Genomic DNA, 15605 nt, shown 5'->3' on the forward strand with positions numbered 1-15605 from the left:
AATTATAGCTCCAATACTTTGTAATCTTCATTTTGTTTTTCATATTCTAAATATGCTCCGGTTACCGGTAGTACAATTTCTACGTTATAAGGTTCTTTTTTTAATTTTAAACGGACGTCACGAACAGATTCACCTTCAACAAACACTGTTTTAGTATTCTCCCTGATGGGAACCTCTGCTATGGTTACTTGATAGTATACCTTAAAAACCATTTTAATCTCTCCTCACTTGTTTGCATTGCTTTTTTCATTATATATAAAAACAACAATTTTTTCATGTTTTTCAACATCATGTAAAAATAAACCCAGCTCCGCCATAAAAACGGAAGGGGTTTTGATGAATTAAATATACCAATGTCTAAAAAAGTATATAAAAAAATAGATGGCAGATATCGGGTATCAATCCAATTACAGCTTCCTCTATCATATATCCTATCCGTTTTTACTATGTGTAAAACTTAAATCGCTAAGAAAAGTTTCTGCAAGCTTCTTTTCATGTGAAAATAGTTTACTCACTTTATCTTATTTAAATGGGATCCTTTTTCGCAAACGATTTCTTTCTTAATTATATAGTACCATTGGGTACAGCGTTTCATGAAAAGACAACGGCTAATAATTTGATGAAATATGTAATCACCTTGCATATCAACGCCAAGATAGAAAGAATGCTTAACAAGAACTTTACAACAAGGAAGAAGCCCTCCGCAAGTTTTTGAAGGGCTGTCCGAAAAAAATTCGCATATGGATGACGGCCATGGCAGGATATGAATGGCAAATCATGCGATAGATTTTTTTCTTAAAAGATCATTCCACTGTTTAACAAGCTTTTTACGAAGCTTTTTTAACATGGCGATCACGCTCCCTTAGTTATTATTGTATAGGATTATTCAATAATGTAAATATGTCTTTACAAGTACTTGGCCCATTTTTGAAAAAAAAGGCACATTCATACCGACAACTGTGATTTCAGAGGCAAGAAGGAAGGGGGAAGTGTAAGATGGAAAACCTGAGTTTTAGTTCTATTAAGAATAGTATATGCTCATTCTTGAATACAAACCGTAACTTTGAGTGGAATTCGGTAGAGTTACTTGACTTATCTTGATGACAATTATTAAATGGGTACATATTAAAAAAGGAAAAATGAATGAATTGGAAGTGAATCGTTAGTGAAAATCGTATTTTTTGATATTGACGGAACATTGCTTGATCATGAAAAAAAGTTACCTGCTTCAACGAAAAAAGCCATTAAGCAATTACAGGATAGCGGGGTTTTCGTAGCGATTGCCACTGGAAGGGCACCATTTATGTTCGAGTCTTTAAGGGAAGAACTGGGCATCGATACATTCGTTAGTTTCAATGGACAATACGTTGTTTTTGAAGGGAAAGTCGTTTATAAAAACCCTTTGAGCATACCTGAGATAAAAAGGCTTCACGAACATGCTGAAAATAATAAAATACCAATCGTTTTCATGAATGAGGAGACAATGAAATCGAGTGTCCCACATCATAGCAGAATTGAAGAAGCATTAAGCACCTTGAAGTTCCCACACCCTGAACATGTGGCAGACTTTTATGAGGACCATGAAATATACCAGGCCTTATTATTCTGCTCGGAAGATGAAGAAGGGAATTTTGTTGGGAAATATAATGACTTTCACTTTATTAGATGGCATGAATACTCGACGGATGTACTTCCATTCGGGGGTTCAAAAGCTGAAGGTATTAAAATATTAATGGATAAAGTCGGGTTTGCTCTTGAAGATGTTTACGCCTTTGGAGATGGCTTAAATGATATAGAAATGTTAAAAGTAGCGGGATATGGCGTGGCAATGGGGAATGCCGGTCAACTTGTGAAGCAAGAGGCCGACTTTGTAACGAAGGATGTCGATGATGATGGCATACTTTTTGGTTTGAAGGAACTTGAACTGATTTAAATAAAAACTCCCGTCAACCAAAAGACGGGAGTTTTTGTCGCTTATACGTTACCTTTCCACCGCAATGGAATTTTCCGGAACCGCATAGGGTTCTTCCTGATTGATATGATCATAAAACATGATTCCATTAAGATGGTCGATTTCATGTTGAAAGCAAATGGCTGCGGTGCCTTTAAGGCGGAGCTGAACCGAATTTTCTTCCAGGTCCGTACCCACAACCGTTATTCGAGCATAACGTGGTACATAGCCAGAAACGGGTCGATTAACGGAAAGACAGCCTTCTCCGGATGTCAAGTATGCTTTCTCCACTGAATGACTAATGAGTTTTGGGTTGAAAAGTGCATAGCTATACAGTTGATCATCTTTTTCTTTCAAATGGACCGCAATCATCCTTTTTGAAACATTAACCTGTGGTGCAGCCAAGCCGATTCCTGCCCTTAACCCGTATAAAGCAGCAATATCGGGCTTTTGGCTGTTTTGGACGTATTCCATCAAGCTAGCTAAAAGTTGCTTATCTTCATCTGACGCCGGAAGTGGAACCTCCAGCGCGACTTTCCTTAATATCGGATCGTCTTCCTTAACAAAATCATCCATAGTAAGCATAATCTTTCACCCCATAGAAATTCTTATAATATGTATAGGTTATTTTAACAAAAAAAATGCTGAAAGTTAATGGGAGGGATGGAATCGGTCGACAAATTCCTATCCCAGCCATTATTTGTTGAGGTCTTTTTAAAAAAAATAGAAATTTTTTTGTGAATAGGGTAAATAGATAACATTTTCGGGTAAAGGTAAAAGTAATTATCTGTTTAGCAAAAGCAAGCGCCGACAATGATGAGCAGAATGAACAGGACGATGATTAGGGCGAAGCCGCTTCCAAAGCCGCAGCCTCCACCACATTGACCACCGTAACCAAAGCTGGGTTCAACGGAAACCGGATAACAACAATCCTGGTTGTAACCTCCATACATAATTTCATACCTCCGTTTTTGTATTATTAAAATGTTGACCACTCTGATTTGAAACGGTCCCTACAGCCTATGCAGTATGGTTTAAAGGGTGTAGGCTTACGCCCAGTAATGAAAAATTCATGTTCGGAATATGATTGGTACAAGTGTCTGTGCTTAAACAGAAATTTAGAGAAATATGAATCTACAAAGAACTATCAGAAGGAGCTGTCTATGTTGAAGCGTTTTGGTCCATATGTTATTTTACTTCTTTTTTTAGCGATCTTGACCGGTTGTTTTAATGGTTCACCGGAAGAAAGAATCCACAAGATCCTAGAGAAAACTGCAGAAAAGGAAAGTGATTTCACCGAGAATCAGGAGCCACTTAATGATTTGGAGAAAAAAGAAAAAGAACAGTATGAGAAAATCATTAAACTTGGCTTGGAAGAGTATGAACAAATCGTCGAGCTTTCAGATGAAGCAACTAAAAATATTGACCAAAGGGAGGAAATAATTGAAAAGGAACAAAGCAGCATGCAATCCTCGAAAGAACAATTTAATAAGATAGATGAACAAATCGGGAAAATAGAGGATGAAAAGGTAAAAAAAGAAGCGACTGAAATGAAAAAGGTCATGAGTGAACGTTATAGCACCTACGACAACTTATATGATGCCTATCAGCAAAGTCTGGCAAATGATCGTGAATTATATGAACTGTTTAAAAAAGAGGATTTGAAAATGGATGAATTACAAGGACAAATCGAGAAAATCAATACTTCCTATACAAAAGTTTTGAAAGCGAATGAGCAATTTAATGCATTAACGGTAAAGTCCAATCAAAAAAAAGAAAGTTTTTATGACAGTTCGGGCATAGAAATGGCTGACTCAACAAAATAATATAAGTAATGATGGGCTGTGATCCTCACTCACAGCCCATTTTTTGTGGATCCAGTTTTCTATAAACTGAAAAATTCTAGAATGATTTTTAAATGCAGATAGCCGAAGGTGAATTTCAGTACCTGTACTAAAAAAAAATGAAAATAGAAAATCTAACAGCAGACTGATATGAAAGCGTTTGAATATTTTTTTAGAATATTATCTTAAAGGCTCAAATGCCTTTAGTTAAAGCGGTTTTGGAATCGATTGGATAGGCTGAGGGATTGAAATATTATCTTTATTCATCCATAAATTGAAAAATGGTGGGGGATTAATAGTACAGCTGTAAAACGAAAACTGATACAGAGAAGAAGTGTGAGTATTGTAGATTCTCGTAAATCAAAAAAATAAGGAACTCCAAGTGATTGACTTGATGTTAATTCATCTTGTAAACTAAATCTGTAAAAGTTCTTGTATCATTTTCCTTGATTTTTTTTATGGTACAGAATAAGATTGAGACATATTAAGCATATCCACGTTTGAGGGATTGGTCTTAAGGGAAAAATAAAACAATGAATTGTTGAAGAAACTATAAAGCAAACTATCTTTGCTTTAGAGAATAATAATAGCAAACCTTTTTAATGAAAGGATGAGGTGCCAAATGGCTCAAAAAACTAAACAAGCTAAAATTAATGTTCAAGATCAGCTTAAGAAAGTGGAAGAACAATTTGAAACTTTCCAAATTTTAAATGAAGAGGGAGAAGTCGTTAACGAAGCGGCAATGCCTGATTTAAGTGATGAACAACTGCAGGAATTAATGCAACGTATGGTTTATACCCGCATTTTGGATCAACGTTCTATATCACTGAACCGCCAAGGCAGATTAGGGTTCTATGCACCGACTGCCGGTCAAGAAGCTTCTCAGATCGCTTCCCAGTATGCATTGGAAAAAGAGGATTTCATTCTTCCAGGTTACCGTGACGTGCCGCAAATCGTTTGGCATGGCCTGCCGCTTTGGCAAGCATTCTTATTCTCTCGGGGACATTTTAAAGGAAATCAAATTCCTGAAGATGTCAATGTGATTTCCCCTCAAATCATTATCGGTGCTCAATATATCCAAGCTGCCGGAGTGGCACTTGGTATGAAGAAACGCGGAAAAAAAGCTGTAGCAATCACTTATACCGGTGACGGTGGAACCTCACAAGGTGACTTCTATGAGGGAATTAACTTTGCAGGTGCATTTAAAGCGCCAGCTATCTTCATCGTGCAAAATAACCATTTCGCAATCTCAACTCCGGTTGATTTACAATCAGCATCGAAAACATTGGCCCAAAAGGGTGTGGCTGCAGGTATTCCTGGCATCCAAGTTGATGGTATGGATGCATTGGCTGTTTATACAGCAGTTAAAGAAGCGCGTGAACGTGCAATTAATGGTGAAGGCCCTACATTGATTGAAACATTAACTTACCGTTATGGACCACATACGATGGCTGGGGATGACCCGACACGTTACCGTACTTCAGATATGGATAATGAGTGGGAATTAAAAGATCCATTGGTTCGTTTCCGCAAGTTCTTGGAAAACAAAAAACTCTGGAATGAAGAATTAGAGAACGAAACAATAGAAAAAGCAAAAGACGATATTAAAGAAGCAATCAAAAAGGCTGATGCAGAACCTAAGCAAAAGGTTACAGACCTTATTGAAAACATGTATGAAGAAATGCCTTATAACTTAAAAGAACAATATGAAATTTATAAAGAGAAGGAGTCGAAGTAAGCCATGGCTCAATTGACGATGATTCAAGCAATTACAGAAGCATTACGTACAGAACTAAAAAATGACGAGAATGTACTCGTTTTTGGAGAAGATGTTGGTCTTAATGGAGGAGTTTTCCGTGCAACGGAAAATCTTCAAAAAGAATTCGGCGAAGATCGTGTATTTGATACACCTCTAGCTGAATCCGGAATCGGTGGATTAGCTGTCGGTCTTTCCTTGCAAGGTTTCCGTCCTGTTCCTGAAATACAATTCTTCGGTTTCATATATGAAGTAATGGACTCCGTAAGCGGTCAGCTTGCTCGTATGCGCTACCGTTCAGGCGGACGTTACAGTGCGCCGGTTACAATTCGCTCACCTTTTGGAGGCGGAGTGCATACTCCGGAAATGCACGCTGATAGCTTAGAAGGTTTAATGGCTCAGCAACCTGGGTTAAAGGTAGTTATCCCTTCCACTCCTTACGATGCTAAAGGCTTATTGATTTCGGCGATTCGTGATAATGACCCTGTCATTTTCCTTGAGCACATGAAATTGTACCGCTCTTTCCGTCAGGAAGTTCCTGAGGAAGAATATACAATTCCATTAGGAAAAGCGGATGTGAAAAGAGAAGGAACGGATTTATCCATTATTACGTATGGTGCGATGGTACAAGAATCAATCAAGGCAGCTGAAGAATTGGCTAAGGAAGGTCATTCCGTAGAAGTGGTCGACTTACGGACTGTATCTCCATTGGATATTGATACAATCATTGCTTCTGTAGAAAAAACAGGACGCGCAATCGTTGTTCAAGAAGCACAAAAGCAAGCTGGTATAGCAGCGAATGTTGTCGCGGAAATTAACGAACGTGCCATTTTGAGCTTGGATGCTCCAGTACTGCGTGTGGCGGCTGCTGATACGGTATTCGCGTTTTCACAAGCTGAAACAGTATGGCTCCCTAATTATAAAGACATTATTGAAACGGCGACTAAAGTCTTGAAGTTTTAACAATCTTAAGCAATGGAATGAATGTCCTGCTTGAGAAAGTAATTTCGCATTAACGGTAATGCAAGATAAAGGACTTTATTCAAAGCACTAAGTATGATTTAATATAGGAGGTTGAACTCAGTGGCATTCCAATTTAGACTCCCTGATATCGGAGAAGGTATACACGAAGGTGAAATAGTGAAATGGTTTGTAAAACCAGGAGATAAGATTCAAGAAGATGACGTGCTTTGCGAGGTTCAAAACGATAAGGCCGTTGTTGAAATCCCATCACCAGTGGAAGGTACCGTTGAAGAAATCCTTGTTCAAGAAGGAACGGTTGCCGTTGTAGGTGATGTACTTGTAACATTCGATGCTCCAGGATATGAAGATCTTCAGTTTAAAGGGGATCATGGAGAAGAAGCGAAGGCAGAAGGTGCTAAGAATACGGAGGCCCAGGTTCAAGCTACAGCTGAAGCTGGACAGGAAGTCAAGAAAGAGGCTGCTCCGGTTCAAGAAAATAGTGCAGAAACGGGCGCGGGATCACAACCACAAGTTGAGGCGGATCCTTCACGTCGTATTATCGCCATGCCTTCTGTTAGAAAATATGCACGCGAACAAGGGGTAAATATTCGTGAGATTTCTGGTTCTGGGGATAACGGCCGCATCATGAAAGATGACATCGATGCTTTCAAAAACGGCAAAACGGCTCCACAGCAACCAGCAGCTCAAAGTGAAGCTTCACAACAAACTGATACGGAAAAAACCGAAAAACAAAAAGTTTCAATTCCAGAAGGGCAATATCCTGAAACTCGCGAGAAAATGAGCGGTATGAGAAAAGCGATCGCCAAAGCAATGGTTAAATCCAAACAAACAGCTCCACATGTAACATTAATGGATGAAATCGATGTGACGCTATTGGTTGCTCACCGTAAAAAATTCAAGGGAATTGCTGCAGAAAAAGGAATCAAGCTTACTTTCCTACCTTATGTTGTTAAAGCGTTAACAAGTGCATTGCGTGAATTCCCTATGCTAAACACATCATTTGATGATGAGGCTAGTGAGATTATCCATAAACACTATTACAATATCGGAATTGCAGCAGACACAGACAAAGGACTGCTCGTTCCAGTTGTAAAAGATGCAGATCGTAAATCAACTTTTGCTATTTCACAAGAAATTAATGAATTAGCGACGAAAGCCCGTGACGGCAAATTGGCTCCTAACGAAATGAAAGGTGCTTCTTGCTCCATTACGAATATCGGTTCCGCAGGCGGTCAATGGTTCACACCTGTAATCAATCATCCAGAAGTTGCCATTCTAGGGATTGGACGCATTGCCGAAAAAGCAATTGTACGCGACGGGGAAATTATCGCCGCTCCAGTTCTGGCATTATCACTGAGCTTTGATCACCGCATGATTGATGGGGCTACTGCTCAGCATGCATTGAATCATATCAAAAAGTTATTGAACGACCCAGAATTATTGTTAATGGAGGCGTAAACAATGGTAGTAGGAGATTTTCCAATCGAAACAGATACTTTAGTGATCGGTTCAGGCCCAGGGGGATATGTTGCCGCAATTCGCGCAGCGCAGCTTGGACAGAAAGTAACGGTCGTTGAAAAAGGAACAATCGGCGGAGTTTGTTTGAATGTAGGCTGTATCCCATCGAAAGCTTTAATTTCGGCAGGACACCGCTTCCATGAAGCTCAGCATTCAGAAGACATGGGTATCTTTGCAGAAAAAGTTACTGTTGATTTTTCTAAAGTACAAGCTTGGAAAGGTACTGTTGTAAAAAAATTAACTGGCGGTGTAAGCAGCCTGTTAAAAGGTAATAATGTTGATGTTGTAACTGGCGAAGCTTACTTCGTTGATGAAAACAGCATCCGCGTTATGAATGAAGACTCAGCCCAAACATATACATTTAAAAACGCAATCATCGCAACTGGTTCATCGCCAATCGAGATTCCGTCATTTAAATATACGAAACGTGTACTTAATTCCACTGGTGCTCTTGCTCTGGAAGAAGTTCCAAGTTCGATCGTGGTAATCGGCGGAGGTTATATTGGTACTGAGCTTGGCGGAGCGTTCGCAAGTTTTGGCACTAAAGTGACCATCCTTGAAGGTACAGAAGAAATTCTTTCTGCAGGCTTTGAAAAACAAATGGCAGCACTTGTTAAACGTAACCTTAAAAACAAGGGCGCTGAAATTGTTACTAAAGCAAATGCTAAAGGCGTGGAAGAAACTGAAACAGGTGTAACCGTTACTTATGAAGTAAAAGGCGAAGAGAAAAAAGTTGAAGCCGATTACGTTTTAGTAACAGTGGGACGTCGTCCTAATACTGCAGAAATCGGTTTGGAACAAGTCGGAATCAAAATGACTGACCGCGGTTTGGTCGAAACGGATAAACAATGCCGTACAAGCGTGAAAAACATTTATGCAATCGGAGATATCGTTTCTGGACCTCAATTGGCTCATAAAGCTTCTTATGAAGGTAAAATTGCTGCTGAAGCCATTGCAGGACATTCATCTGAAATCGACTATCTTGCTATTCCGGCTGTTGTATTCTCTGAACCGGAACTTGCTTCTGTCGGTTATAATGAAAAAGAAGCGAAGGAAGCTGGAATCGAAGCTCTTGCTTCTAAATTCCCATTCGCTGCAAATGGACGTGCCCTTTCATTAAATAATACGGACGGATTTGTGAAGCTTATCACTCGCAAAGAAGACGGATTGGTTATAGGAGCACAAATTGCAGGACCAAACGCTTCTGATATGATTGCAGAACTTGGTTTAGCTATCGAAGCGGGAATGACTGCCGAAGATATCGCCATGACAATCCATGCACATCCAACATTAGGGGAAATCACAATGGAAGCTGCTGAAGTTGCCCTTGGAACTCCTATTCACATCATTAAGTAATTATTTTATAAAAGCGTACTGCAAATGCAGTACGCTTTTTCTTATTTGCCAGATAAAATGAAGGATTACCCCAATTCATAAATTTTTCTTTACACTAGTTAAATGAAAAGGACAAAAAGGGCATAAGCTATAAAAAGGACGTCTTACTTTTTTCCTTGAAAAGGTTTGAATAAGGTAAAAGAGGATAAAAAATAAGAAGAGCGATTTGCTGAACGAATATTTTTTCCAATAAAGTTTATTGCTGATATATTCATATTAAAATGGGGTGGATCACTTGAAAAATTATCTGGTAATCCTCTTTCAACTAATCGTTTGGAGTGGGTATACATTAGTTGAATGGCTTTCCGTTAATGATCGATTTGTTTTCAAAGTATTCATGTTTCTGGTCTTCTCTTATTTAGCCATTTACATTGGTAAAATGATTTTAAAATCCAATAAGCGCACCTTGCTTGTTACCGTGATAAGTTTATTATGTTACGGAATTTTGCAAATCCTATTGGAAACGCTTGTACCGGTTTATTGAAATTTTCGTAAGGTCAACAACGACACAAGAATCCACGGGGGAATTATGATTAACAAAGTATTAGTATTATTTACATTTGTATCATTTTTATTTATGGGCTGCAATGAAACCAATCTCGATCAAACTGAACATGAGAATCAAAAAAAGTGTTGAAACGGCAACTACCGTCCAAGATGAAAGCCGGCACGGGAAAGATCTGAAAGTAGAAACATCAAAAACAGATGGGGAAATGAATGTTAAGGCAGAATATCGGTTGGACAAAGATGATTGGTCATTTAAACCCATTGGGAATGCAAATCCGAAAGTTGTATTGTTAACCTTTGATGATGCACCTGATAAATATTCGCTAAAGATTGCCAAAACCCTTAAACGACACGAGGTACCTGCGATTTTTTTCGTGAATGGTCACTTTCTTGAAAATGATGAAAATAAAGTGATGCTAAAAGAAATTCATGAAATGGGTTTTCCTATCGGTAATCATACATATTCTCATGTGAATTTAAAAGAGTTGAGTGAAAAGGAACAAGAGAGGGAAATCGTAAAATTGAACAATTTGGTTGAGGGTATTATCGGGGAACGCCCTAAGTATTTCAGGGCGCCTTTTGGATCGAATACAGATCATTCAATAAAAGCCGCTGAGAAAGAAAAAATGTTGGTCATGAATTGGACATATGGATATGACTGGGAAAAAGGATATCAAGATAAAAAAGCTTTAACTGAAATCATGCGGAACAGCCCTTATTTAGGAAATGGCGCGAACTTACTGATGCATGACCGGAAATGGACGAGTGAAGCGATAGAGGATATCGTGAAAGGGTTACAAAAGAAAGGTTATAAGATCCTTGATCCAAAATTAATTGAAACGCCTGCATGAGCTGATTTTCGGCTTCAGCAGGTTTTTTATTTCCTTGGATAGTAATACATCACTCGATTATTGAAGAGATGGAGCTGCGCCCGTAATTTCTTTGCAAGGAACTTGCACAATTCATTTGCTTTTCCTTTATCACCGGAAGTTGCTGTTTCTGGGAGTGTGAATTGAATATAGGATTGAATCCGCTCTAATCCATCTTCATCCCTAACGACTTCTTGGTCAACGCCTATCAATATCATATGGTAACGATCCTCATTGGATTGAAGGTATATTGCCTTATCTTTCATTCTTTCAGGTTCTTTCATTTCATATGGAAATGCTTTCTTTTCATAGTCCCAATCCAGTTGCTTTCCGGTTTTCGCAGTGATCATTTGATAATAATTCAGCAATTCTTTAACGTCTTCGATGGTTACTGTCGCTTTCACGGACTCGGGAACAAGTTTGATATAGGCATTTTCAGTCATTTGGAACCCCCTTAGATCTATAGATGTAAGTATATTTTAACATTTTATGTTCGTATTATATACTAATCTATATGTATATTTATAGGTAAAATTCCATTTTCAATTTGCTTGGCTGGGATTGGAATGGTGTAATATGTAAAAAACAGCCCCGAGAACCCTGTGTTTTTTGAATTCAAATGTATTAAATGGGAAAACATATATATGTTATACTTTTTGGCTTGAAATAATAAATGTGTTATATTATAATTCATATGAAGCGGTTACATTACGTTAATAATGCATACAATATAGAGGAAGGGGTTGTAAAAATGGGAACTATCGTATGTCAAACTTGCAATAGCACGATTGAACATTTTGAAGATGAAAAAGTAAGTGTACTTTATACACACAATCACAACTGCCAATGCTGTGATACAGCTGCCTCTGAAAAATAAATGGAAAAAGGAACTTAAAGATAAATAGAATTTAAGGGTGTTTCAGGATTGCAACCTGGAGCACCCTTTTTATAGGAGTTAATAAGGGGGTTTTCGACAAGTGCACTTTGCTCAATTACAATTGAAACAATAGAATGGGCAAAAAAACCAGAGCAGGTATCTGCTCCGGTTTGATGAAATTCAATCAGTTTTTAATGATGCGTAAATATTTTATCTCTGGATCCTCTGGACCTTGAACTGGTAGACCTGCCTCGATGTTCTTCCGGATGTAATTGATATTATCTTCGGTTATCAGTTCTCCGGGTATAAAAATCGGGATTCCCGGCGGGTAAACCATGATGAATTCAGCGCTGATTTTGCCGACGGATTCCTTGATTGGAACCACTTCGGTTTCTGCATAAAAAGCTTCCCTGGGAGATAAAGCCAGTGGCGGTGTATCAGGAAGCAGTACTTCAATTTTTTCATGTTCAGCAGCCATTTCCTTAAACTCATTCGATAGGTCTCTAAGGGCAGCAATCAGCAGGTCCGCTTCTGTTTTTGAGTCCCCCGGTGTTATAAGGCAAAGGATATTGTACAAGTCAGAAAGCTCCACTTCGATATTATGCTTTTCACGAAGCCATTTCTCAACGTCGTACCCGGTAATATTCAATTCCTTAATGGAAATGATCAGTTTAGTCGGATCATAACTAAAGGCTGCCTTACTGCTTAGGATTTCGCTGCCGACACAGTATAGATAAGGAATCTCATTCACGGCCTCACGGATATATCCTGCAAGATTCATGGCTTCATCGATCATTTCCCTGCCTACCGTCGCAAGTTGTCTTCTAGCTGTATCCAGAGAAGCTAGAAGGATATAGGAGGTTGAGGTAGTAGTGAGCATGCTCAGTATTGATTGAACACGATTTGCAGAAACCAGTCCATTCTTAACATTTAATATGGAACTTCCCGTTAGTGAACCGCCCAGTTTATGAACACTCGTAGCAGCCATATCTGCTCCGGCTTGCATGGCTGACATCGGCAAGTCCTCATGGAAGTGAATATGGACACCGTGTGCTTCATCTACGAGTACTGGGATTTGGTAGGAATGAGCAACTTCCACTATTTTTTGCAAATCAGCCGAAATGCCGAAATAGGTGGGGTTGATTACAAGCAATCCTTTTGCATCACTATGTTCACTTAAAGTTTTTTCAACGGCATCGATGGTTATTCCGTGTGAAATGCCCAAGTCCTTATCTATTTCAGGATTGATGAAAACGGGAACCGCTCCGGAAAATACAATGGCAGACATTACGGATTTATGCACATTCCTCGGAACGATGATTTTGTCCCCAGGGCCGCAGACTGTCATGACCATCGTCATGATTGCTCCGCTTGTTCCTTGAACGGAAAAGAATGTGTGATCTGCACCAAAAGCTTCGGCGGCAAGATCCTGAGCTTGTTTAATGATGCCCTTTGGCTGATGGAGATCATCGAGAGGTGCTATATTGATTAAATCTATGGATAATGCATTTTCTCCAATAAAATCACGGAAATCAGCGTCCATTCCTTTTCCTTTTTTATGACCTGGAATATGAAATTGAACGGGATTTTTTTTTGCGTGCTGCAATAAGGCAGTGTATAAGGGTGTTTCATTCTGTGACAATTCTTTGTAGCCCCTTTTCAATATAATAGGTACGAAATATTGGGGAGATGTACTCCCAAATATTAACGATCGCATGTTTCTCCGATTCCATTCAAATGGTCTTTTGGATAGACATAAAACAAATGAATTATAGCACGTCTTATAATAAATGCCTAGCGTGACTTTAATGTACTGACATAAACAACTTCTGAATTTCTTTGATGTTATTGGGGCCCAATAAAAATAACAGCCGGTTATAATTATCTATATCCCTAGTATTAACTGGATTGACCCAAGAATTCTTCTTTTATAAATATTGAATGGGTATGAGTTTAAAAATTGAACGGGTAAATTATATTTGCCATAATAAAGCTGTGATATAGATTGCTTATAAATAAAACAAACCATTAAAAAGGGAGATGAGAGTTTGGAGTGGAATACGCGTGTGACCGATTTGTTAGGGATTCAATACCCAATCGTACAAGGGGGACTGGCTCATTTAGCATATGCAGACCTGGCTGCTTCAGTTTCGAATGCAGGGGGGCTAGGGCAGGTAACGGCCATGTCCTTGGACAACCCAGAGCAACTGGTAGATGAAATAAGAAAAACGAAATCAATGACGGATAAACCGTTTGGTGTGAACTTTGCAATCGGTCAGCATGGAAGGCCTTATGAACACATGCTTGAAGCAGCCTTGAAAGAGGATATCGCAGTTGTTTCCGTAACAGGCGGTAACCCTTCACCATTTCTTGATTACGTCAAAGGTACTCAGGTGAAAAAACTGGTGCTTGTTGCTGCAAGAAGACAGGCAGTTAAGGCTGAACAGCTTGGTGCAGATGCAGTGATGGTAGTTGGTCAGGAGGGCGGTGGACATTTAGGCCGTGATGATATTGGAACTTCCGTGTTAATTCCTCAAGTTGTGGATTCCGTTAAAATTCCAGTCATCGCCTCGGGTGGTTTTGGCGATGGGCGCGGTTTGATGTCAGCGTTGGCACTTGGTGCCGATGGAATCGAGATGGGAACACGATTCATAGCAGTCAAGGAGTGTGTTCACGCACATGAATTATATAAAAATGCCTTGGTTTCCGGCACAGAAAATGATACCGTTGTCATTAAGCGGTCCATTGGTGCCCCAGCCAGGGTAATTGCAAATAGCTGGACTGAAAAGATCCTTGAAATAGAAAAAGAAAATGGCGGATATGAGCAACTGAAGGATTACATAAGTGGAAAAGCGAACCAGCGTTATATCCATGATGGTGTTGAAGGTGAAGGGTATGCCTGGGCTGGACAAGTGATGGGGCTGATTCATGATGTACCATCGACTGCTGACCTAATCAGCCGGATTATCTACCAAGCGGAAGCAATTCGTTCAAAATGGGCAGACTGATGATGCATGGTCTGCCGGACAGCATGAAAAACTATCTAGAAGGAGCGTGTTTAGGGTATGGATTATCAATATCCAATGGATCTTGATTGGTCTACTGAAGAAATCGTAGATGTGATCAAATTCTTTGAAGCTGTAGAAAAGGCTTATGAAAATAAAATACAAAAGGAAGAATTTATGAAAGCCTACCGAAGGTTCAAGGAAATAGTCCCAGGTAAGGCGGATGAGAAAAAGTATACGGATGAGTTTGAGTCAGTCAGCAACTATTCATCATATCTTGTAATTAAGAAGGCAAAAGGAATAGAAGACGGAGAATGGATAAAAATGAAAAATTAAAAATATAATTTTTAGAGAACTCCATTGACTTACTGAAAAGATTGTTTTAACATAATAATCAAGAAAAAGATAAAGGCAGTGACGAAGAAGAGTACCTTAATGCTGTTCTGCAGAGAGCCAGTGGTTGCTGAAAACTGGTGAACGAATTTAAGCGAATGGACTTCCGAGCCCCAAACCGAAACGGATGGACGGAGTAGGCTTTGGCGATTATCTCATCGTTATTGGAGATAGGCATGTTAATGCCGTAAAGTGAGCTAATTTAGCTAATTAAGGTGGTACCACGGGTTCCTCGTCCTTTGGATGAGGGCCCTTTTTGCGTTTTTTATGAAAATGATAATTAAATCTATGAATAAGAGTAGTAATCTTTTTAGATGCGTTACAGAGAGCCGGAATAGGTGGAAACCGGTACGATATAAGAAGATGAATGGACTTATGAGTGGTTTCTTGAAATAAGTAGGGAAACTCGGCTGCCACCGTTAAAGGGTATTGCAAGAAATTTTGATTTCTTGCTTAAGAGGGAAAAATGATGAGTTTTTCCAACTTGAGGTGGCACCGCGGTATAC

At 39.2% G+C, this 15605-nt stretch carries 14 protein-coding genes, 3 pseudogenes and 2 other annotated features (1 of these 19 running past the window's edge); of the genes and pseudogenes, 12 read left to right on the plus strand and 5 right to left on the minus strand.

What is annotated here, in order from left to right; translation table 11 throughout:
- Window positions 1–2: 2 nt before the first annotated feature.
- Window positions 3–212, minus strand: coding sequence for a DNA-dependent RNA polymerase subunit epsilon (locus UP17_RS06915; RefSeq protein WP_061462261.1), 210 nt, complete (start codon window positions 210–212; stop codon window positions 3–5).
- A 953-nt stretch (window positions 213–1165) separates the two neighbouring features.
- Between UP17_RS06915 and UP17_RS06920 the strand changes: the two genes are divergently transcribed.
- Complete coding sequence (locus UP17_RS06920) at window positions 1166–1933, plus strand: Cof-type HAD-IIB family hydrolase (RefSeq protein ID WP_250211771.1); 768 nt, start codon at window positions 1166–1168, stop codon at window positions 1931–1933.
- A gap of 48 nt (window positions 1934–1981) precedes the next feature.
- Here UP17_RS06920 and def read toward each other — a convergent pair whose 3' ends face one another.
- Window positions 1982–2536, minus strand: a complete 555-nt coding sequence (gene def / locus UP17_RS06925; RefSeq protein ID WP_061462263.1) for a peptide deformylase — start codon at window positions 2534–2536, stop codon at window positions 1982–1984.
- Window positions 2537–2742: 206 nt separating this feature from the next.
- Window positions 2743–2847, minus strand: a pseudogene (locus tag UP17_RS28650) (YjcZ family sporulation protein); the annotation flags it as partial.
- Between the two features lie 267 nt (window positions 2848–3114).
- Here UP17_RS28650 and UP17_RS06930 point away from each other — a divergent pair.
- The 8 genes and pseudogenes from UP17_RS06930 to UP17_RS06960 all read left to right on the plus strand — a co-directional run bounded on the left by UP17_RS06930 (window position 3115) and on the right by UP17_RS06960 (window position 10806).
- Window positions 3115–3777: a YkyA family protein gene (locus UP17_RS06930; protein WP_061462264.1), complete on the plus strand. Its 663-nt coding sequence runs from the start codon at window positions 3115–3117 to the stop codon at window positions 3775–3777.
- A 640-nt stretch (window positions 3778–4417) separates the two neighbouring features.
- Window positions 4418–5533: a pyruvate dehydrogenase (acetyl-transferring) E1 component subunit alpha gene (gene pdhA / locus UP17_RS06935; RefSeq protein ID WP_061462265.1), complete on the plus strand. Its 1116-nt coding sequence runs from the start codon at window positions 4418–4420 to the stop codon at window positions 5531–5533.
- 3 nt (window positions 5534–5536) lie between these two features.
- Window positions 5537–6514, plus strand: coding sequence for an alpha-ketoacid dehydrogenase subunit beta (locus UP17_RS06940; protein ID WP_061462266.1), 978 nt, complete (start codon window positions 5537–5539; stop codon window positions 6512–6514).
- Between the two features lie 177 nt (window positions 6515–6691).
- Window positions 6692–6829 (plus strand): annotated as a pseudogene (locus tag UP17_RS29690) (biotin/lipoyl-containing protein); the annotation flags it as partial.
- Between the two features lie 213 nt (window positions 6830–7042).
- Window positions 7043–7993: pseudogene (locus tag UP17_RS06945) on the plus strand (dihydrolipoamide acetyltransferase family protein); the annotation flags it as partial.
- A 3-nt stretch (window positions 7994–7996) separates the two neighbouring features.
- The gene (gene lpdA / locus UP17_RS06950; protein ID WP_061462268.1) at window positions 7997–9409 is read left to right on the plus strand and encodes a dihydrolipoyl dehydrogenase; all 1413 of its coding nucleotides are present in this window, start codon (window positions 7997–7999) and stop codon (window positions 9407–9409) included.
- Window positions 9410–9674: 265 nt separating this feature from the next.
- Window positions 9675–9932, plus strand: coding sequence for a hypothetical protein (locus UP17_RS06955; RefSeq protein ID WP_309145510.1), 258 nt, complete (start codon window positions 9675–9677; stop codon window positions 9930–9932).
- Between the two features lie 103 nt (window positions 9933–10035).
- Window positions 10036–10806: a polysaccharide deacetylase family protein gene (locus UP17_RS06960; RefSeq protein ID WP_081108987.1), complete on the plus strand. Its 771-nt coding sequence runs from the start codon at window positions 10036–10038 to the stop codon at window positions 10804–10806.
- 26 nt (window positions 10807–10832) lie between these two features.
- Here the strand turns inward: UP17_RS06960 and UP17_RS06965 are convergent, their stop codons facing one another.
- Window positions 10833–11267, minus strand: coding sequence for a DUF1885 family protein (locus UP17_RS06965; RefSeq protein WP_061462270.1), 435 nt, complete (start codon window positions 11265–11267; stop codon window positions 10833–10835).
- 308 nt (window positions 11268–11575) lie between these two features.
- Here UP17_RS06965 and UP17_RS26175 point away from each other — a divergent pair, with 308 nt between their 5' ends.
- Window positions 11576–11701 carry a GapA-binding peptide SR1P gene (locus UP17_RS26175; RefSeq protein WP_081108747.1) on the plus strand — a complete coding sequence of 42 codons (126 nt, stop codon included), beginning with the start codon at window positions 11576–11578 and terminating at the stop codon, window positions 11699–11701.
- A 184-nt stretch (window positions 11702–11885) separates the two neighbouring features.
- Here the strand turns inward: UP17_RS26175 and UP17_RS06970 are convergent, their stop codons facing one another.
- Window positions 11886–13343, minus strand: coding sequence for an aminotransferase class I/II-fold pyridoxal phosphate-dependent enzyme (locus tag UP17_RS06970; protein ID WP_061462271.1), 1458 nt, complete (start codon window positions 13341–13343; stop codon window positions 11886–11888).
- A 406-nt stretch (window positions 13344–13749) separates the two neighbouring features.
- Here UP17_RS06970 and UP17_RS06975 point away from each other — a divergent pair, with 406 nt between their 5' ends.
- Together UP17_RS06975 and UP17_RS06980 are read left to right on the plus strand one after the other, a co-directional pair.
- Window positions 13750–14709, plus strand: a complete 960-nt coding sequence (locus UP17_RS06975) for an NAD(P)H-dependent flavin oxidoreductase (protein WP_061462272.1) — start codon at window positions 13750–13752, stop codon at window positions 14707–14709.
- A 57-nt stretch (window positions 14710–14766) separates the two neighbouring features.
- The gene (locus UP17_RS06980) at window positions 14767–15042 is read left to right on the plus strand and encodes a UPF0223 family protein (protein ID WP_061462273.1); all 276 of its coding nucleotides are present in this window, start codon (window positions 14767–14769) and stop codon (window positions 15040–15042) included.
- Between the two features lie 69 nt (window positions 15043–15111).
- Window positions 15112–15342: a binding site (T-box leader), on the plus strand.
- Between the two features lie 36 nt (window positions 15343–15378).
- Window positions 15379–15605 (plus strand) — a binding site (T-box leader); it runs 10 nt beyond the window's last position.

Source organism: Peribacillus simplex (assembly GCF_001578185.1).
Classification (GTDB): Bacteria; Bacillota; Bacilli; order Bacillales; family DSM-1321; genus Peribacillus; species Peribacillus simplex_A.